This window comes from Methylotenera sp. (assembly GCF_029946165.1).
Classification (GTDB): Bacteria; Pseudomonadota; Gammaproteobacteria; order Burkholderiales; family Methylophilaceae; genus Methylotenera.
In genome coordinates this window covers 47,263-66,681 of sequence record NZ_JAQSDZ010000021.1, presented here as the reverse complement: position 1 = coordinate 66,681, position 19,419 = coordinate 47,263, and the positions used below count along the sequence as shown (strand labels likewise).

Annotated in this window: 16 protein-coding genes and 2 tRNA genes; 4 read left to right on the top strand and 14 right to left on the bottom strand. The window is 42.5% G+C overall.

Features of this window, described 5'->3' with window-relative positions; all coding sequences use genetic code 11:
* Positions 1–1,193: retention module-containing protein (locus tag PSV17_RS10910; protein WP_300482516.1), on the bottom strand; the 1,193-nt coding region annotated here is incomplete at its 3' end.
* Positions 1,194–1,567: 374 nt separating this feature from the next.
* Between PSV17_RS10910 and PSV17_RS10905 the strand changes: the two genes are divergently transcribed.
* Together PSV17_RS10905 and PSV17_RS10900 are read left to right on the top strand one after the other, a co-directional pair.
* Positions 1,568–2,209: a transglutaminase-like cysteine peptidase gene (locus PSV17_RS10905; protein WP_300482648.1), complete on the top strand. Its 642-nt coding sequence runs from the start codon at positions 1,568–1,570 to the stop codon at positions 2,207–2,209.
* A gap of 20 nt (positions 2,210–2,229) precedes the next feature.
* Positions 2,230–4,179, top strand: a complete 1,950-nt coding sequence (locus PSV17_RS10900) for an EAL domain-containing protein (protein WP_300482514.1) — start codon at positions 2,230–2,232, stop codon at positions 4,177–4,179.
* Positions 4,180–4,275: 96 nt separating this feature from the next.
* Here the strand turns inward: PSV17_RS10900 and PSV17_RS10895 are convergent, their stop codons facing one another.
* The 10 genes from PSV17_RS10895 to PSV17_RS10850 all read right to left on the bottom strand — a co-directional run bounded on the left by PSV17_RS10895 (position 4,276) and on the right by PSV17_RS10850 (position 13,500).
* Positions 4,276–4,923 (bottom strand): response regulator transcription factor, encoded by a 648-nt coding sequence (locus tag PSV17_RS10895; protein ID WP_300482511.1) that lies wholly within the window; start codon positions 4,921–4,923, stop codon positions 4,276–4,278.
* A 1-nt stretch (position 4,924) separates the two neighbouring features.
* Positions 4,925–6,337 (bottom strand): HlyD family type I secretion periplasmic adaptor subunit, encoded by a 1,413-nt coding sequence (locus tag PSV17_RS10890; RefSeq protein ID WP_300482508.1) that lies wholly within the window; start codon positions 6,335–6,337, stop codon positions 4,925–4,927.
* Positions 6,334–8,502, bottom strand: a complete 2,169-nt coding sequence (locus PSV17_RS10885) for a type I secretion system permease/ATPase (RefSeq protein WP_300482506.1) — start codon at positions 8,500–8,502, stop codon at positions 6,334–6,336. The genes PSV17_RS10890 and PSV17_RS10885 overlap by 4 nt, the downstream gene beginning before the upstream one ends.
* Positions 8,503–8,865: 363 nt before the next feature.
* Positions 8,866–8,939: transfer RNA gene (locus tag PSV17_RS10880), tRNA-Cys, on the bottom strand.
* A 104-nt stretch (positions 8,940–9,043) separates the two neighbouring features.
* Positions 9,044–9,119: transfer RNA gene (locus tag PSV17_RS10875), tRNA-Gly, on the bottom strand.
* Positions 9,120–9,202: 83 nt separating this feature from the next.
* Positions 9,203–9,799, bottom strand: a complete 597-nt coding sequence (gene pgsA, locus PSV17_RS10870; RefSeq protein WP_300482504.1) for a CDP-diacylglycerol--glycerol-3-phosphate 3-phosphatidyltransferase — start codon at positions 9,797–9,799, stop codon at positions 9,203–9,205.
* 47 nt (positions 9,800–9,846) lie between these two features.
* A complete protein-coding gene (gene uvrC / locus PSV17_RS10865; RefSeq protein ID WP_300482502.1) occupies positions 9,847–11,646 on the bottom strand; it encodes an excinuclease ABC subunit UvrC in 1,800 nt (599 codons plus the stop codon).
* A gap of 22 nt (positions 11,647–11,668) precedes the next feature.
* A complete protein-coding gene (locus PSV17_RS10860; RefSeq protein WP_300482500.1) occupies positions 11,669–12,523 on the bottom strand; it encodes a PA4780 family RIO1-like protein kinase in 855 nt (284 codons plus the stop codon).
* 52 nt (positions 12,524–12,575) lie between these two features.
* On the bottom strand, positions 12,576–12,758 hold the full coding sequence (locus PSV17_RS10855; protein ID WP_300482497.1) for a 4-oxalocrotonate tautomerase family protein: 183 nt from the start codon (positions 12,756–12,758) through the stop codon (positions 12,576–12,578).
* A gap of 37 nt (positions 12,759–12,795) precedes the next feature.
* Positions 12,796–13,500, bottom strand: coding sequence for a cation diffusion facilitator family transporter (locus PSV17_RS10850; RefSeq protein WP_300482495.1), 705 nt, complete (start codon positions 13,498–13,500; stop codon positions 12,796–12,798).
* A gap of 112 nt (positions 13,501–13,612) precedes the next feature.
* On the opposite strand from PSV17_RS10850, the gene rlmJ reads away from it, so the two are divergent.
* Together rlmJ and PSV17_RS10840 are read left to right on the top strand one after the other, a co-directional pair.
* A complete protein-coding gene (gene rlmJ / locus PSV17_RS10845) occupies positions 13,613–14,455 on the top strand; it encodes a 23S rRNA (adenine(2030)-N(6))-methyltransferase RlmJ (RefSeq protein WP_300482494.1) in 843 nt (280 codons plus the stop codon).
* 64 nt (positions 14,456–14,519) lie between these two features.
* Positions 14,520–15,059 (top strand): TIGR00645 family protein, encoded by a 540-nt coding sequence (locus PSV17_RS10840; protein WP_300482492.1) that lies wholly within the window; start codon positions 14,520–14,522, stop codon positions 15,057–15,059.
* An 11-nt stretch (positions 15,060–15,070) separates the two neighbouring features.
* On the opposite strand, the gene PSV17_RS10835 is transcribed toward PSV17_RS10840, so the two are convergent.
* The 3 genes from PSV17_RS10835 to acnB all read right to left on the bottom strand — a co-directional run bounded on the left by PSV17_RS10835 (position 15,071) and on the right by acnB (position 19,401).
* Positions 15,071–16,171, bottom strand: coding sequence for a DUF2914 domain-containing protein (locus PSV17_RS10835; RefSeq protein ID WP_300482490.1), 1,101 nt, complete (start codon positions 16,169–16,171; stop codon positions 15,071–15,073).
* A 60-nt stretch (positions 16,172–16,231) separates the two neighbouring features.
* Positions 16,232–16,660 carry a hypothetical protein gene (locus tag PSV17_RS10830; protein WP_300482489.1) on the bottom strand — a complete coding sequence of 143 codons (429 nt, stop codon included), beginning with the start codon at positions 16,658–16,660 and terminating at the stop codon, positions 16,232–16,234.
* A 152-nt stretch (positions 16,661–16,812) separates the two neighbouring features.
* Positions 16,813–19,401 carry a bifunctional aconitate hydratase 2/2-methylisocitrate dehydratase gene (gene acnB / locus PSV17_RS10825; protein ID WP_300482487.1) on the bottom strand — a complete coding sequence of 863 codons (2,589 nt, stop codon included), beginning with the start codon at positions 19,399–19,401 and terminating at the stop codon, positions 16,813–16,815.
* Positions 19,402–19,419 lie beyond the last annotated feature (18 nt).

Genomic DNA, 19,419 nt, shown 5'->3' with positions numbered 1-19,419 from the left:
TCTTCGTTCATGTTGTAGGTGTCGGCGACGGCGATTGGCGCGTCGTTAACGGCCGCTACGTTGATGACTTGGTTCGCGGTCGAGGTGAGCGCGCCGTCTGTGATGACGTACGGGAATGTGACTTGTCCGTTGAAGTTCGCGGCTGGCGTGAAGCTGATGATGCCTGCGGCGTTAACGTTCACGGTACCGCCAGTCACAGCAATAACTTGCGCGATGCCTGGGGTGAGCGTGGTGCCGTTGATACTTTGGATGGTCGGTGTGGTGCCGTCTACATCAGTGTCGCCGGTTAATGGCGTAAGGGTGATGGCGGCGCCGTCTTCGTTCATGTTGTAGGTGTCGGCGACGGCGATTGGCGCGTCGTTAACGGCCGTCACTGTAATAAGCGTTGTAGCCACAGGTGAAACTGCGCCTTGATTATCCGTTACGGTAAATGGAATATTAACAGTGCCATTGAAATTAGAAGTTGGGTGAAATACTAAACTAGCAGCCTCAACTGGAGTGAGAGGCGCACCTGCAATCACAGGGGTACCGTCAGCTTTGGTCAACACACCTTGGCTAGCTAGCGGTAAGGTTGAGACAGTCACTGAAACGATCGTACCATCCGAGTCTGTTCCCGACAAATTAACAACAATATCACCACCATCTTCAGCACCCGTCGCTGGCGTTACAACGCCTATTGGCAACACATTTGGCGAATTTAAATTATTGAGTCCAAACGTATTATTAATTTGAGCCGCAGCTGGATCATCCGTCACTCTGCCATCAGTATCGTATTCATAAGCAAAATTGAATCTGTTTAGGTCATCGTTAATTCGTAGCAAGTTAACAAAGTCGAAACCGTGAATAGTGAAAGTACCATTACCTGCGGCAGTTTCTTCTAAGACATCATTAATATCTTGGCCACCTTCAATCGCTTTAATGACTGAATCAATGGTAGCTACATTCACCGCGCTATCCAAGGCATCAGGCGCAATCGTATTGGTTAAATCAGGCGTAAAGGCAACCAGTTGATCAGCAGGGATATGTATCACTCGGCCATTTAACAACTCTAAATCGACAAACACGCCTTTTCCAGTTTGAATGGTGTCGCTAGACTGTATTTGATCACCCAAATGTAGATCACGCTTCGCACCATTATCTGAAAGTGCTACTGCTGTGCCTGTCATTGCTACGATTTTGCCGATAATTGCCATGATTATGTCCTAATTAAATCCGAATTAAAGTTAAATACTTAATTACTGAATGCTTAAACTTAAATTTACTCTGCTTATATTCTTTTTCTACAATCGTATTAAACGCGCTTTTCCACTATAAATATATTGTACTAATGGCCAATAAGAATGCAGAGTAAATACACTTACTTAAACCTCTAATATGGAAAAGCCGCACAAATACCATCTTCATTAAAAGATGTCGCCATGACTAAACCTGCATAATTCAGTGTATCTTTATACTAATAATAAAATTTATATATTGAGCTCCTCGTATATAAGCCCATGGAGTACGAGTTATCTCGGGTTTTATCAAAAAAACAGTGTTACTTATCAAGCCGATCAACTTTATTGCATTGATTGTTTTGGTATTTTTTGGCATTACTGGCATTTATGCAGCCAGTTGCGACTTTAACAAGCTCAGTAGCCTAGCCAAGCAAAGATATGGCGACGAAGCTTATCAAGATGTTGTAGAACTTCAACAGTTAATTAATCAATTAAAAACCGCAACTGAGGCGGAAAAGCTTAAGCAGATAAACGATTTTTTTAACCGAAAAATCAATTACGCTGAAGATATAGATCTGTGGGGAAAGTCCGACTACTGGGCGACACCGCTAGAGAGCATTGGTCGTCAGGCCGGCGATTGTGAAGATTACAGCATTGCTAAATACGTGTTTTTGAAAATTTTAAACGTGCCTAATGACAAGCTCAGGCTTACCTACGTGCGCGCTGAGTTAAATTTTGACGGCATCAGAGCAGTGAGAGCACACATGGTGCTGAGTTACTACCTCACGCCGCAATCCACCCCACTCATTTTAGACAGTCTAAAACCAGAAATTTTACCTGGATCCAGCAGAACTGATTTAACACCAATTTTTAGCTTTAACGATAAAGGTATTTGGGTCGGTTCAAGTAGTAAGCCTAAGGCCGAAGCGACTTCTCACCTCTCCAAATGGCTAGATGTGTTAACACGCATGCAAGCGGATGGAATAGAATAATTAAAAGCAAGGATATTGAAATGTCACTCATAAAGCAACTTTGGCTAGCCATCATATTTATACTCGTACTCGCAACAGGCGGTAGCTTTGTATTAAGCACGCTTTCGAGTAAAAACTATTTAGAAGAGCAATTGCAACTCAAGAACCTCGACAATGTCACGTCGTTAGCATTATCTATATCGCAAATGCAAAAAGATCCAACGACGATAGATTTGCTCATTTCCGCGCAATTTGATGCTGGCCACTATCGTTATATTGGACTGTTTGACCCTAGCGGCAAAATGATAAGTGAGCGCGTTAACGCCAATAGCAAAACCAAAGCACCTATGTGGTTTACCAAGCTAATTCCAATTAAAGCACAAGCTGGCGTGGCAGAAGTGCAAGATAGTTGGAAGCAATTTGGCTCAATTACCTTAGAAAGCGATGCTAATTTTGCCTACGACAAACTTTGGGATTCGACTATACAAATCGCGCTTTGGGCATCGCTTATAGGCTTGCTTGCTTGTTATGGCGGCGGCAAGATTTTAGAAAAAATCCTCAGTCCGTTGGATGATGTGGTTAATCAAGCCAAAGCGATTGGTGAGAATCGCTTCATTAGCATCGCCGAACCAAAAACCACTGAATTCAAAGCAGTTGTCAATGCCATGAATGGCCTATCCAATCGCATTAAAAATACCGTCACTGAAGAGTCGTCTCGTTTAGAAGAGTTGCGCTACCAAGCTAACTTTGAGCCAATTACCGGCTTGATGAATTTTGATTATTTTATTCGCAGAGTCAATGCCAGCATTAGTCATGAAGAAACTTTCAGCTCAGGCATTTTGATTATAACAAGACTCGCCAATTTAGCCTTGATTGATCACACCCTTGGTCATCAAGAAACGAATGCACTATTGAAAAAAGTCGGTGATGCTTTAGATAATGAATGTAAAAATCAACCTCATCTGTATGCCGCGCGTTTAACGGGTACCGATTTTGGCATATTCTGCACTCGACCATTGGATATAGATGCACTTGGCTTAAAAATAAAAGAACTCCTCATCAATCTAAGCCAAACCCAGCAAGAGCTCTTGAGTGCTAACTTCTTAACTGTTGCGATTAATGTCACAAAATCAGACACAGCAGAGAATATTGTTTCTATTTTAGAAGCAGCAGAAGAGTTCATCTCGTTTATTGGCAGCATCGTCGATACCGCGAATACAAATCACAGAAATACATTGCATATCATTAATCATAACGACCTTATGCAATATCAACAAAATGACTTAGGGAATTGGCAAATATTGCTCACCTCTGCGCTAGATAACAGAAGAATCAAGCTTGAGCCTTATCCTGTCATCAATCAGAAGGGTCAGCTCATTCACAATGAAAGCCCCGTTCGACTCCAGTTAGAGCCTAACGGCAAATGGTATTCTGCGGGCGAATTTATCACTTGGGCAACTCAGCTTAATTTAATGAGCCGCGTAGATGAATTAGTTTTAGAAACCGCGCTAGGTAAACTTGCTATAGGCACAGAATCTATTGGACTGAATCTTTCAGCCAGCTCTATTTGCAAACCTGAATTTATTGAAAAAACCTGCAAGCTTATTAAGTTAAATATAAGTGTAGCTAACCGCTTATATTTTGAAGTTCCTGAAAAAAGTGCTTTTGAATATTCAACGGAATTTCGTCACTTTTGCAATCAAGTCAAACCATTAGGTTGTAAAGTGGGCATTGAACACGTGGGCACGCAGATTTCCCGCCTTGGTGAACTGCATGATGTAGGTTTAGATTACATTAAAATCGATGTATCCATCATTAAAAATATTGATAGCAATGAAGACAATAAAACGCTATTACGAGGCTTATGCATGATTGCTCACTCTATAGGCGTGATGGCAATTGCCGAGGGCGTGCAAACCATTGAGGAACAAATGACATTAAAACAAATTGGTGTAGATGGTATGACTGGGCCAGGCATTCATATCTCTTAAGCATTTATTCAGTTACAAAACATTTAGCAGTAATGGTCTAATCAGCCAATTCTTACATGTTAGTTCGTACAACTCCGTACGAATTAACTTCAGCACTCAAACTTGATGTTTGTAATTACTGTTAAGCATCAACGCTAATTGCAGCCTGTCTTTAGCGCCTAAACGTTCGAAAGTTGAAGCCAGATGTGCTTTAACCGTGCGGTCGGTAATGCTCAAAACTCTTGCAATCTCTTTATTACTAGAGCCTTTTGCCGCTTCTAGCGCCACTTCTTTTTCACGCTTTGTCAGCTTTTCTAGCAAGCTATTGACTTGCTCAGGACGTGTAGTGACTAATTTTGCAGAGGTTGCTATTAAGGCTTGAAGAATATCTTGCCCTACCCATAAGCCGCCGTGGCTAACAACTTCTCTAACCTCTTTCAGCACCTCTGGCGCTATGTGCGCATGACAATAGCCCATTGCACCTAATTTTAAGGCATGAATAGACTCAGCGTGATTTGGCACGTTGGCAAGCACCACAATCTTTGCACCTTGATGGTTTTTCATAATAGCCGCAATGGTATTTTCCATCCATTGCTGGCGATCTTCATTCATATGCAGCCAAAAGATACAAACTTCAGAGGCTTTAATCTCCGCGCCTCCGCGTTCAAGTACTTCTGGTACGCTGGCAGCTAATGTAGATTGGGGAAATGCGTTAGTCCAACTATTTATTGCGGCAGGTAATTTAGTAATAAAAATATCAGGCATTTTATCTCTCACTGAAGGCGTATGATTTTGCCTTTAATACTGGCTTAAGCAAGTATGAAAGAACCGTTTTTTTACCTGTCATAATATCAACCTGAGCCACCATACCTGGAATAATTGGCAAACCTTTACCTAAGCTAGATTCTAGAGTCCGCACTCTCACGACATAATAGGCATTGCCTTTTTCATCAACAATTGAGTTGGCTGAAATGCCTTCCACTTTAGCATCTAGCGCACCGTAAACGCTGTAATCATAAGCGGTTAACTTAACCACTGCGGGTTGTTCTAGCCGAATAAACGCAATGTCTTTGATTTGAATTTTGGTTTCCAATACCAAGGCATCATCAGTGGGCACCACTTCCAGCACTTCTTTACCTGGCTGTATCACTCCACCCACCGTGTTGAAGAATAAGCGACTAACTTTGCCGTTAACAGGTGACTTTAAAACTGCCTGATTAACCTTATCGGTCAGCCCTACACTCGTTTCATTAATGCTATTGAGACGTGCAGTAATGTCATTTAGCTCAGTACGCACCTTGTTTTTAAAGGTTTGTTCAACCTCCGTCACCTTACGTCTCGCCTCGCCGATTGAAGATTGAATACGGCTAATTTGCGCACGTGCTTGGTCAATATCGCCTTTAGCTTTTGTAGATTCTCTCTCTAGTTTAAGTATATCGATTTCAGAAACTGCACCGCTTGCCAATAAAGGTCTATTGGCAGCCAATTCTTTGGTCGCAGATTCATAATTTTTTTCTGCGACCTCTTTACGAAACTGAACTTCGATTAACTCCTTCTCTCTTTGGTCCATTTGATCGCGAGCTATACTGATAGAGGATTGCAACTCGTCTTTACTAGAAATATACAAAGCATATTCTTGGTCATAGGTTTGCGGTGCATTCAGTTGCACTTGTTTGGGTGGATTAAAAGCAGTGCCTTCAGCCAAAGCAGTCAATCTAGATTGCTTTGCTAACAATGCTAAATACTGCGTTTGATTTTCTCTTAATGAAGAAGCTGCGCGCGTTTCATCAATCTTAATCAGTGGCGTACCTACTTTAACGGTTTGCCCTTCAGCCACTAATATTTCAGACACAATACCGCCATCCAAAGACTGAATCACTTGTACTTGCTTAGAAGGAATCACCCGACCTTCGCCGCGCGTAACTTCATCTACTTTTGCAAAAAATGCCCAAGTGATTAACACCGCCAAAGCAGCCGCAATGCTATAAAGCAGCACCTTTGCTCTTAGAGATGTTTGCTCTAAAATCGCTAAATCCGCCTCATCATCCCAACGCAAATCTTCTCTGGTTTCAGGTGGCGCCATTTTATCAAGAAGATGATAAATAGGTTTGGTAAGCCAAGTTTGCTTTTTAAAAGCCTCGTTTAGCTGACCGATTTTTTTAAATAGATTTTCACTCATAGTGCTTTACCTACTTTGCCACTGCGTAACGCTTCCGTCACTTGTTCTTTAGCACCATCCGCCACGATTCTGCCTGAATCAATCACAATAATCCGATCTACTAAATCATATAAAGCGGAACGGTGAGAAACCAACACTAATGTCTTATTCTTTGTAGCCTCGACAAGACGGCGTTTAATTGCATCTTCTCCCGAATGATCCATCGCGCTTGTTGGTTCATCTAACAACAATATTGCAGGATTACCAATCAGCGCCCTAGCAATGCCAACACCTTGGCGCTGCCCGCCAGATAAGGTTTCACCACGCTCCCCAATCGGCATATCAAATCCTTTAGGATGTGCATTGATGAACTCATCAATGCCGCCAACATGCGCTGCTGCAAGCACCGCTGCATCATCAACATGTTGCGCTGAAATGGTTAAGTTATCGCGCATCGTGCCATAAAATAAATGGGTATCTTGCTGAACATAGCCCACACAACGCCTTAATTCAGCAGGATCAATTTGGCGTGCATCAATGCCGTCCACCAAAATTGCACCTGCGGTAGGTTGATATAAACCCAGCATTAACTTATGGATGGTGGATTTACCTGACCCCATGCGGCCAAGTAAAGCCACATGCTCACCCGCTTTAATTTTGAATGACACTTTAGTCAGCGCGTCTTGTTCAGTGCCTGGGTAACTAAAACTCACCTCCCTGAATTCAATGTTGCCAGTAAAAGCTGGGCGCGATAAGAATTTAGCATCCAATGGTCGCTCTAGTGGGCGCTTCATAATTTCATCCAATGAAGTCAGCGCTGTTGCTGCGTTATGATATTGTGTTAACAAACCTGCTGTTTGCGCAATTGGCACTAGGGCACGTGAAGCCAGCATGGTGCAGGCAATCAATCCCCCCATCGTTAAATCGCCATTCACCACTAAATAAACACCTAGCACCACCAGTGAAATATTTATCAACTGCTGAATCGTACTTGCGCCATTATTAATAGACGAGGATAACAGTCTTAATTTGCTCGACACTTCAGTAAGAAAATGCGCGCTATGTTCCCATTTACGCTGCATTTGTCCTTCAATACCTAAAGCCTTAACCGTTTCAAGACCAACCAAACTTTCAATCAGCGTAGCGTTTCTAATAGCACTTGCGCGATACATAGTTTCTGAAAGTTCATGCATTTTAGTTTGCACACTAAATGAATACACTAAAATTAAAATCGCTCCTAAAATTACGGGAATAATCATATAGGGAGATATCCAGGCCATCACCACAATAAAAATCAGGCCAAACGGAATATCAATTAGCGTTGTAATTGTGGCAGATGTGATGAAATCTCGAACAGTCTCAAACGAGCGTAAATTGGAGGCAAAGGAACCTACAGAGTTAGGTCTTTGCTCAAGACGTATGCCTAACACTTGCTCCATGATGCGGGCGGTAAGCTTCACATCGACACGTGTACTGGCCCAATCAAGAAAATAACCACGTAAAGTTCTAAGAATTAAATCACCAATAATCATTAGCGAAATACCAATCGCCATCACCCACAAAGTCTCAACAGCTCGATTCGGCACAACACGGTCATAAACATTCATCGTAAATAAGGGCATTGCCAAAGCGAACATATTCACCACAAAAGCAGCCACCATAATGTCGCGATAAATACGACTATTCTCTGCCAACGTACCCCAAAACCAATGACGCAATCTAATTTTGCCAACAATAGGCGCGCGTTGATCAAATGAATATTTAGCTTTTGCTACTATGTAATAGCCTGAGCAACGCTCTTCTAACTCATTGATAGAAATTGCTATTTCAGCATCGCCTAACTCAGAAAAAATGACATGCGCTTTATTTTCATTGAAATCCAGCTTGGTTAAAACACAAGCTTCTTCATCTTTCAATAATAAAATCGCAGGCAAAAATTCTGAACGAATTTTATCAAGTGGTTTTTTTAACATGGTGACCGCTAAGTTAACGCGTTCAGCGGAACGTTTCACCAGCGCAGGTGTCATTTTACCGTCACGTAACGGCAACCCAGAAATTAAGGCATCTTTGGAGGTCGTAACATTTTGAATGCGACAAATAAGGACAAGGCTATCTAACAAGGTATCGACGACACCTATATTTTCACCCTTAGTATTTTCAATTTGAGTTAAATTCTCAGCACTCATGTTTTTCCCTGTTAATCCTTACATCCAAAAGTGATTGTAGTTCTCGCACAAATAAATCAGATTTTTCAAAAAAATTGACTAATCTAAAGTGAGCAGCAAGTTTAATGCCAAATAAGCAAAAACTGTATAAAAATGAACGGCAATGTCGACTTAATGAATGAAAATTTGCATAGCTTTAGATATTTGCAAACCACCAACTTAAATCTACTTAAAGTCGATATCAATAATATTAATTTAGGATGAATAGAATAAATATAACTCAGGAACTTAAATATGAAAGTTCGAGTTTGAACTGCTTTTATAGGCTAATTAAGGTGCTCTAATATAAAAGGTTAAGTGCTGGATATTACGTGGGATGGATTTTGGAGGCGCGAACCAGAGTCGAACTGGTCTAAACGGCTTTGCAGGCCGCGGCATAACCGCTTTGCTATCGCGCCTTATTGTGAGAACTATTTGAATAAACAATTCTACATTAAAAGCTGAAACTAAAACGGCGAAAGCTTATTAGCATTCGCCGTTTTATGTACTACTACCAAATTCGTGGAGCGGGAAACGAGACTCGAACTCGCGACCTATACCTTGGCAAGGTATCGCTCTACCAGCTGAGCTATTCCCGCGTCGTTAAGACAGGCGCCATTATAGCGACTTTCAGAATGTCGTCAAGACCAATCGACACTCAATTTGCTACTTTATTAAAATTTTATTTCCCTTTTAATTTTGGCCATGCAGCCTTTAGATAATAAGCCATTGAAAGCAATGTTAAAAATGCCGCCAGCACAATTAAAGCATGTCCAAACAGTTGAGTTGGAAAAATACCTAAGCTGCCCAAGTCAATTTCATCCCAATATAATAAGAACAGAATCGCGAGCATTTGTGCGGCAGTTTTTACTTTTCCTATCATCGCAACGCCTACGCTACTGCGTTGCCCCTCGCCTGCCATCCATTCACGAAGTGCGCTAACCGCTATTTCACGGCCGATAATAATCAAGGAAACAATTGCACCGACCCGACCAAATTCAACTAGCACAATCAACGCAGCGGCCACCATGAGCTTATCGGCAACAGGATCTAAAAAAGCACCAAACGATGAGGTTTGATTCCAGCGTCGTGCCAAGTATCCATCGAGCCAATCGGTAAATGAAGCAATCGCGAATATCACGGTAATAAAGATATTGACCGAATGTGAAGGCATTTCACTTAGTTTGTGGAGATTTTCTGGCCAATAGAATGCCCCTACAAACACAGGGATCAGCAAAATACGTAACCATGTCAGCATGGTAGGAATATTAAATTGCATTTAGCATTCCCTTTTTGGGTACTGCATACCAATAAGATTACCGTACATTAGTGCAACTCTCCGTAAATTTTTTCTGCCAAGCTCTGGCTAATGCCTTCAACTTGGGCGATTTCGTCAATACTAGCACCCTTTACACCATCTAATCCACCAAAGCGCGTGAGTAGCGCCTTACGACGTTTTGCGCCTATGCCTTCAATATCCTCCAAGCTGGAATGTAGCCGCGCCTTGGCACGTTTGGCTCTATGCCCCGTAATGGCGAATCTATGCGCCTCATCGCGTATTTGCTGGAGCAAATGTAAGCCTTTGTTGTCTTTTTCTAAGTTAAGCATCTCGCCTGTGTCTGAAAAAATCATGGTTTCTAACCCAGGCCTACGCTCTTCACCTTTAGCGATACCGACCAGTAAAATATCTTCCAGCCCCACCTCTGCCATAACTTCAACAGCAACGCCCAATTGCCCTTTACCGCCATCAATAAAGATTAAGTCAGGGCGCACGCCCTCACCTGCCGCTACTTTTTTATAGCGACGCGTTAACACATCTCGCATTGCTGCATAATCATCCCCGGGGGTGATGCCTGTGACGTTGTATCGCCGATATTCGCTATTTTGCATATCTCCACGGTCAAACACCACGCAACTACCTACGGTAGCCTCACCCATCGTGTGGCTAATATCAAAACATTCAATGCGCTCGGTATTATCGGGTAAATGTAGCGCTTCACGTAAAGCCAGCAATTTAGCGGTTTGGTTCGCTGAAGTCGCAGCACGCTGACCCAGCGCCAGTTCGGCATTGGTTTGCGCCATCTTCAGCCAAACGCGTTTGTCACCAATTGGATTGGTATTGATTTTTACTTTGCGTCCAGCTTGTTCACTCAACACTTCCTCGAGTAAACTCGTTTCAATTTTCACGCCTACCACAATCAGCGGCGGCGTATTTTGCGCGACATAATGCTGCGCAAGAAACGCCTCCATACTCGTTTCCAATGTTTCGCCGTCCGTGTTCTTAGGCATATAGCTTCTATCGCCCAAATGCCGACCGCCTCGAATCATCACTAAGTTAATGCAATGCTGGCCTTGCAATTCGGCGCAAGCAATCACATCTGCGTCTGAAACATTAAAGTCACTGACAAATTGCTTGGCTTGCACTTGCCGCAGGGCTTGCATGCGATCGCGAAACACTACAGCCATTTCATATTGCTGATTGGCTGCGGCTGTGTTCATCCTCGCGCCAAGCGCATCAATCACCTCATTGGTCTTGCCCTGCAAAAACATTGCGGCTTGATGCACGTCATTATTGTAATCTTCGGTAGAAATCAAACCCACGCAAGGTGCGGTACAACGCTCGATTTGGTGCTGTAAACAGGGTCGACTACGGTTAGCAAACACTGTGTTTTCACAAGTACGCAGCTTAAATACCTTTTGCAAAAGTTGAATACTTTCGCGCACCGCTACCGAGTTAGGAAAAGGGCCAAAGTATTGATTGCCTTTACGCTGAGCACCTCGATGAAACGCCAAACGGGCTACGTCATCGCCAGTCAATACTATATAAGGATAAGATTTATCGTCGCGAAACACGACGTTGTAACGCGGCATTAACCCTTTAATCAGATTATTTTCCAGCAACAAAGCCTCAGCTTCATTGTGAGTGACCGTTGTTTCAATTTTAACAATATGACTCACCATCATGCGCGTGCGCGGACTAGCTAAGTTTTTATTGAAATACGACGAAACCCGCTTTTTGAGGTCTTTGGCTTTACCCACGTAAATTACTTCATCCATGCTGTTTATCATGCGATAAACACCTGGTAGATTAGGAAGGTTCTTTAATATGGGTTTAGGGTCGAACATGGGCTTATATAGCTAGAGCTTGTTATTCCAACTTAGCTTCAGCGATGCGCAACAACCTAGCCTCTTCGGCTTTCTTTGTGTCTTCGATTTCACGCATCACACTTTTTAAATCAACCGCTTTAGTGCTTTGCCTGAAGCGCCCTGTGAGTGGCGTTTCCAGCGTTAAATCACCATGTGCATAAAGCGCCCAAATCTCTTTGCCGTATTGCGTAGTCAAGAGTTCAGGTGCAAAACGGCCAAAGTAATCACTTAAGTTTCTAACATCGCGCTCTAGCATTTCACTTGCGTTATTGTTACCTACGGCATCCACCGCCTGCGGTAAATCAATAATCACGGGGCCATCTGCACTCATTAAAATATTAAACTCTGACAAATCGCCATGCACGATTCCCGCACAAAGCATGCGCACCACTTCTTTAATTAAAGCAGCGTGGTGAATACGAGCGTCTTCTGCAGTAAAAGTTACATCGTTTAAACGTGGCGCGGCGTTACCATTGGCATCGGTCACCAACTCCATTAACAACACACCTTCGTAGAAGTTATACGGCTCTGGCACTCGTACGCCTGCGTTAGCAAGCCGATACAATGCATCCACCTCTGCACTTTGCCAAGCGGCCTCTTGTGATTCGCGACCGAACTTTGAACCTTTAGCCATCGCACGACTTTGGCGGCTATTTTTAGTTTTACGGCCTTCGGTATAGTCTACGCTCTGACGAAAGCTACGCTTATTCGCCTCTTTATATACCTTAGCGCAGCGCACATCATCGCCACAACGCACAACATATACCGTTGCTTCTTTACCGCTCATGAGTTGACGGACAACATCATCAATCAAGCCATCTTCTAGGAGAGGCTCTAGTCTTTGGGGAGTTTTCATAGGAATGTTCTCATGGCGCTATTCTAACACTTCGCACTTATTCGCATGGCTGTTACTCACTAAGCAACTTCCCGCCTATCGCCCAATCCTCATAAGCGACTTCTTCAAAAGTGATATAGGTATATGACTTTGGCTTGTGCGCAACACGCTCTAGAGTTTCGGTAAACTCTTTTGCGATTTGCGCTTTTTGTTCTTTAGTCACAGAACCAGCTAATTTGATATTCACGTATGGCATTTTGAATCTCCTTTAGTATGGGTAATGATAGGCTTGCTTAATGGTCATGCTGACCTAGGCTTGGTGCAACTTGACCTGGTTTTAAATGCAGTGTTTTCCAAATGTCGCGGATTAGATTCAGCGTAAAGACAAATAATAATACAGAGATTAGTAAAGATAAAATCGGGTCAATCGGCATCCAACCGGTTAAGTAAATCACCAGACCCGCCGCAACTGCAGCCAAGGAACCTAATAAATCCCCGATTACATGCAAGAATGCCGCCCGATTATTTAAGGTTTCTGCATGATGGGCTACTTGGTGATGTAATTGTTTAGCCACCACAATATTTACAATTAAACCTAAAGTAGCAATGATAGTGAGCCCTAATCCTTGCACATGATGCGGCTCCTTAAAGCGCGCAATCGCTTCTACCACCACAAATATAATCACAACTAATAAAGAAATAGCATTAAAAATTGAAACGCCTAGTTCTACATAAGTCACCCCTGAATGGTGACGCGCAATATTGGGCTTTTTAGACATGGTTCCAGCCATCCAAGCCAGCCCAAGCGCTGCAACATCGGTGAACATATGCCCAGCATCACTTAATAAAGCGAGTGATCCTGTGTACCAGCTACCAATGGCTTCCACAATTGCGAAAGTGAAAATCAATAAAAATGGAATCAAATAATGGTCATGATCCTCATGATCATCGTGATGATGGTCAGAATCATTAAGGGGGAATTGAGGTGGATTTGTCATAGTTGAAATGCTAACCGAAAAGTCGTTTTATTTAGCATTTTTATGGCTAAAAATTTATTGCTAGGTTTGAGAAAGCTATAATGTGGTTATTCCATATTTTTAGTTAGACTTTATGCTGAGTTACCGACACGCCTTTCATGCAGGCAACCATGCCGATGTGCTTAAACACTATGTGCTAGGTTTAGTGCTTGATTATATGAATCAAAAAGATAAGCCCTATTATTACATCGATACCCACGCTGGAGCTGGCTTGTATAGCCTAAGTGATGGTTATGCAACGCAGAATGCAGAGTTCGAGCAAGGGATTGCTAAACTGATATCAGCGGACAATCTACCCAAACCACTAGCCGATTTTGTTGCACAGATTAAGCGTTTTAATACAAATTCTCTTGAGTTTTACCCTGGCTCACCTATGGTGGCACAAGACTATTTGCGTGCAGATGACAAAATGCGTCTGTTTGAGCTACATCCTAGCGACTACAAACTACTTATCGAAAACTTTAGTGGCCAAGGCAAGCAAGTTAAAATTGAAATGCTAAATGGCTTTGCTGGCATCAAAGCCTGCTTACCTCCGCCATCACGCCGCGCTGTGGCGTTAATAGATCCGCCTTATGAAGACAAGCAAGATTACCTGCACGTGGTAAACATGATTAAAGATAGCGTGACGCGTTTTGCGACTGGCACTTATATAATTTGGTACCCCATTTTGCAACGCCCAGAACCTGTTGAAATGATCGAGGATTTAATAGATTTAGGTTTACCTAATTGGCTAAATGTTGAAATGACTATTCATGAGCCTTCGGCAGAAGGATTTGGTATGCATGGCAGCGGTTTGTTTATTGTGAATCCGCCTTGGACATTACCGAAAATATTAGATGAAACTATGCCGGCTTTAACCGAACTATTAGCTCTGGATAGAACCGCAAGTTACGCCATAGATAGTCAAATAGTCTAAATAAAGTTAGCGCTTCAACCTGTTACAATAACAATCTGCACTCAAAATTAAAGGCTTTACACACATGCAAGAGCACAAAACCCCTTCATCTATCGAATATAAACAAAAAAATTTAATGACCAACATTTTATTTGGTAGTCGCTGGTTGCAACTCCCACTTTACTTAGGCTTGATTGTTGCACAGGCCGTTTATGTTTACTTTTTCGGACTTGAACTAGTCCATTTAGTCGGTAAGGCCGCTCACCTTATTGAAGCAGACATCATGTTGATTGTATTGGGTTTAATTGATGTGGTGATGATTTCCAACTTACTAATCATGGTGATTGTTGGTGGCTACGAAACATTTGTTTCACGACTTAATCTAGCCGGCCACCCCGATGAGCCAGATTGGTTATCTCATGTAAATGCCAATTTACTTAAAGTTAAATTAGCCACGGCTATCATTGGCATTTCATCGATTCATCTGCTAAAAACATTTATCAATGCAGAAAATTTAAGCAACAAAGTTTTAATAGCGCAAACTGTCATTCACATGACGTTTGTATTTTCTGCCATTGCGATTGCTTATATTGATAAATTAATGCGTGTAGAAAATAAGCATTAATAAATTTACTTCTAATAAACTTGTACGTACGGCGTTGAAGTTGATGATTCAGCTTTAACGCTAAATTCTTGCACAGCTACAGTTTTATCGTTTTCTGTTACTACGTTAACTCTCCACTCACCTGCTTGCAAATCGGTTTTATAAGTATAGCCACGATAGCCATTGTAACGGCCACCAGATAAGTTAAATCCAACACGTGATGTCGTTAGCCAACCTTTTTTCTTATCATGGAATTGCCACACATGATACAAGCGCGTTTTCAATCCATTGGGTGCAAAAATAGAAGAGAAACAATACACCCGCTGGCTAGGTGCAACATATAAATCATTACTAGCATTGCGCCAAAATACCCACCAGCTGGCTGGTTGCTGGCTTAATTGATAATTACCATCGACCTTATGAATGGAATAACCGACCGCAATATCGCGCTTCACTAGCGGCACAGGCGGAATCATATCAAACGCATAAGCGAGCATTAATAAAGCTGCAATTACCCCTACTGGCCAAATGCTACCATCATGAGTAGGCGTTTTTTTGTAGAGTAAATAAGCTGCACCTGCACCTAACAATGTACTTGAATAAAACCACACCGCATGAATGCTCCCCATTAAATAGGGCAAAGCAAAATTAAATAACAACATGGAGCAAAACCCAAACAGCGCCCAACTAAGCGTGAATCGTTTATATTTGTCTTCTAGATATTCGTTAGCTACCAACATAATGCCTAAAATTATAGACATTGCCCAAGCCAGCCAGTGATTTGAACTTTTGAAGTACAAAATGAATAAAGAGCTCAATAAATTGCCAAATAAAAATTGCAATAAAAAGTAAGGTAAATTCTCCCAATACAAACGCTTATGAATTTTTGCAGCCCATGGAGACAATTTAGAAGCATCCGCCAAGATGTATCTTGGACTGCCTATAGTAAACAGAATGGCGGCAGCAATACCTAAATATATAAAAAAAGTAATTAAATCTGAGTAGGCAACATTGCGACCTATGGTGAGCTCATCCCATAAGAATCCGCCAAAAAAGAAGATTACAGGAAAGAAATCACCTAGCTTTAATACATGGTGATACAAGCGTGTTTGTTTAATTTTTGCGAATATCATCTTGCTAACTTTTAGAAAAACAACATTAAGTTTGGGAGTATCTTCTGATCAATCGTATCGTTATTCAATAAGACTACATAGAATATAGCCAATCACAATGCCAATGATTAGCGCAATGGTCACTGCGCGATAGGTTAATACATCTTTGGAATAACCTCGCTTAATGGCAACATAGGAAACTAAATAGCCGATGGCGTTCAACAGCCAAATGACACCAATCGATAATACTTTTACAATGATTGGACCAATAATGGGTATCAGCCCAATTAAGCCGACAACCCAAGCAAACACGTGAGAAATAGTCGCAAACATCACCACACCCGTGGTCACTGCTTCAGCGTGCCAGCCGAAATGCCATGCAGCAAAAACCACAATGGAAAGTACTATGGATAACGGTAGCATCCACTTCCAAGCGCCGCGCTTTGCTGGCTGCGTGATTTCTTTAGGATCAAATATATGAAGATTATCTGGTTTTTGTTTTGATTTCATAAATAGATAATATCAGTAAAATTTAACTTCTAGCGCTTTTGTGCCTATTCGATTGAGTCGTGCTGATGCTTCAAGTTCATAAAAAAACCTCATTACCGCGCAAACGGCAATGAGGTTAAATAAGCACTTATGCGCTATTGTTAATTGGTTAACTAAACCACTTCAGCAATTGATATCACCTTTTTACCAGAACTTAAGGTATCTAAAGCAGCTTTATACTCAGTCATTTGGTCGAAATTTAGATATTTATAAATTTCAGCCGTATTAGCAAGTTTGTTACCCACTGTTTCCAAGTACTCAGCATGCGTTGGCATGCGGCCAAGTTTAGCGCAAACTGCCGCTAATTCAGCTGAACCTAAGTAAACACGCGCATCTTTACCCATACGGTTATCAAAGTTACGTGTGCTGGTTGAGAACACTGTCGCTTTATCTGCCACGCGTGCTTGGTTACCCATGCACAATGAACAACCTGGAATCTCAGTACGCGCACCCACTACACCAAAAGTTGAATAAACGCCTTCATCACGCAATTGTGCTTCGTCCATACGGGTTGGCGGCGCAATCCAAAGCCTTGTTGGAATACCGCCCGAGCCTTCTAATACTTTAGCCGCAGCACGATAATGGCCAATATTGGTCATACAGCTACCAATAAAAACTTCGTCAATTTTGTCACCCTCTACAGCTGACAATGTCTTGATGTCATCAGGGTCGTTAGGGCAAGCCACGAGTGGCTCTTTAATGGTGTTTAAATCAATTTCAATCACATGCGCATATTCCGCATCCGTATCTGGTTTGAGTAACTCTGGTTTTGCTAACCACGCTTGCATGCTCTCAATGCGGCGTTGTAATGTGCGTGCATCTTCGTAGCCATTTTCAATCATGTTTTGCATCAACACGATGTTTGATCTTAAAAACTCAATCACAGGTGCTTCATTTAAAAGCACAGTACAACCATTGGCCGAACGTTCAGCTGAGGCATCAGCAAGTTCAAACGCTTGCTCCACTTTTAAATCTGGCAAGCCTTCAATTTCTAACACACGGCCGTTAAACACGTTCTTTTTGCCTGATTTACCAACGGTTAAAGTACCTTCTTGAATTGCTGCATAAGGAATCGCATTGACTAAGTCGCGCAGGGTAATACCAGGTTGCATGGTGCCTTTAAAGCGCACCAGTACTGATTCAGGCATATCCAATGGCATTGCGCCTGTTGCCGCGGCAAAAGCGACTAAACCAGAGCCCGCGGGGAATGAAATACCGATTGGAAAACGCGTATGAGAGTCTCCGCCTGTACCAACGGTATCAGGCAACACTAAGCGGTTTAACCATGAGTGAATCACGCCATCGCCCGGGCGTAATGAAACGCCGCCACGGCTAGACATAAACTCAGGCAAGCTGTGTTGTAATTTAATATCGACTGGTTTTGGGTAAGCGGCTGTGTGGCAGAAACTTTGCATAACTAAATCGGCACTGAAACCCAAACATGCCAACTCTTTTAATTCATCGCGTGTCATACCGCCAGTAGTATCTTGCGAACCAACCGTTGTGGCTTTTGGCTCACAATAAGTATTCGGGCGAACCCCTGTGCCTTCTGGCAAACCACAAGCACGACCGACCATTTTTTGTGCAAGCGTAAAGCCTTTGGTTGAGGCAACCGCTGGAGTCGCTTTAATAAACGCCGTTGTATCTGGCAAGCCTAATGACTTACGTGCATTTGAGGTTAAACCGCGACCAATAATCAACGGAATACGGCCACCAGCGCGCACTTCGTCTGGCATAGTGACTGGGTTGAGTTCAAAAGTAGAAAGCACCTCGCCCGCTTCATTTAGCACTTTGCCTTCATAAGGCTTAATCACAATCACATCGCCCATATTCAGTTTTGATACATCACATTGAATTGGTAGTGCGCCTGAATCTTCCGCTGTGTTAAAGAAAATCGGTGCAATTTTAGCGCCCAAAATCACGCCGCCAGTGCGTTTGTTTGGGATGTTAGGAATATCATTACCCATAAACCATTGCACTGAGTTAATGGCAGATTTACGTGATGAACCTGTACCCACCACATCGCCAACATAAGCGAGCGGCAAACCTTTTTGTTTTAAGGTATCGATTAGTTTAAGGCCATCAGGCATTTTATTTATAAGCATGGCTTTGGCATGCAAAGGAATATCTGGGCGACTCCACGCATCTTGCGCTGGGCTTAAGTCATCGGTGTTGGTTTCGCCATCCACTTTGAAAACGACCATTTTGATTTCATTTGCAAGGACTGACGCATTGGTAAACCATTCGGCATTCGCCCAGCTTTCTATCAACTTTTTAGCATGCGCGTTACCAGCTTTCATTAATACATCTACATCGTGAAATGCGTCGAACATCAAAATTGTACTGCTTAATGCAGTTACTGCATTTGCCGCCATCGGAGTTTCAAGCAAGCTCACTAAGGCTTGCACGTTATAACCGCCAAGCATGGTGCCAAGTAATTCCACCGCTTTTTCAGGTGAAATTACGGGTGACTTAGCGATGCCTTTAGCAACATCTGCTAAAAAAGCTGCTTTAACATAAGCCGCTTGGTCAACCCCTGCTGGCGTACGATTAGCTATTAAATCAAGTAATGTTTCAGCGTCACCAGCTGGTGGGGCTTTAAGTAGCTCAACCACTTGCGCAACTTGCTCAGCTGACAACGGTAATGGTGGAAGTTGAATAGCGCTGCGTTCAGCAACATGGGCTTGATAGGCTTTTAACATAGTGGCTCTTTTAATAAA

Coding starts and splice junctions, on each gene's coding strand:
- PSV17_RS10900 (WP_300482514.1), top strand. CDS start 2,230: ATGTCACTCATAAAGCAACTTTGGCTAGCCATCATATTTATACTCGTA.
- PSV17_RS10895 (WP_300482511.1), bottom strand. CDS start 4,923: ATGCCTGATATTTTTATTACTAAATTACCTGCCGCAATAAATAGTTGG.
- PSV17_RS10890 (WP_300482508.1), bottom strand. CDS start 6,337: ATGAGTGAAAATCTATTTAAAAAAATCGGTCAGCTAAACGAGGCTTTT.
- PSV17_RS10885 (WP_300482506.1), bottom strand. CDS start 8,502: ATGAGTGCTGAGAATTTAACTCAAATTGAAAATACTAAGGGTGAAAAT.
- pgsA (WP_300482504.1), bottom strand. CDS start 9,799: ATGCAATTTAATATTCCTACCATGCTGACATGGTTACGTATTTTGCTG.
- uvrC (WP_300482502.1), bottom strand. CDS start 11,646: ATGTTCGACCCTAAACCCATATTAAAGAACCTTCCTAATCTACCAGGT.
- PSV17_RS10860 (WP_300482500.1), bottom strand. CDS start 12,523: ATGAAAACTCCCCAAAGACTAGAGCCTCTCCTAGAAGATGGCTTGATT.
- PSV17_RS10855 (WP_300482497.1), bottom strand. CDS start 12,758: ATGCCATACGTGAATATCAAATTAGCTGGTTCTGTGACTAAAGAACAA.
- PSV17_RS10850 (WP_300482495.1), bottom strand. CDS start 13,500: ATGACAAATCCACCTCAATTCCCCCTTAATGATTCTGACCATCATCAC.
- rlmJ (WP_300482494.1), top strand. CDS start 13,613: ATGCTGAGTTACCGACACGCCTTTCATGCAGGCAACCATGCCGATGTG.
- PSV17_RS10840 (WP_300482492.1), top strand. CDS start 14,520: ATGCAAGAGCACAAAACCCCTTCATCTATCGAATATAAACAAAAAAAT.
- PSV17_RS10835 (WP_300482490.1), bottom strand. CDS start 16,171: ATGATATTCGCAAAAATTAAACAAACACGCTTGTATCACCATGTATTA.
- PSV17_RS10830 (WP_300482489.1), bottom strand. CDS start 16,660: ATGAAATCAAAACAAAAACCAGATAATCTTCATATATTTGATCCTAAA.
- acnB (WP_300482487.1), bottom strand. CDS start 19,401: ATGTTAAAAGCCTATCAAGCCCATGTTGCTGAACGCAGCGCTATTCAA.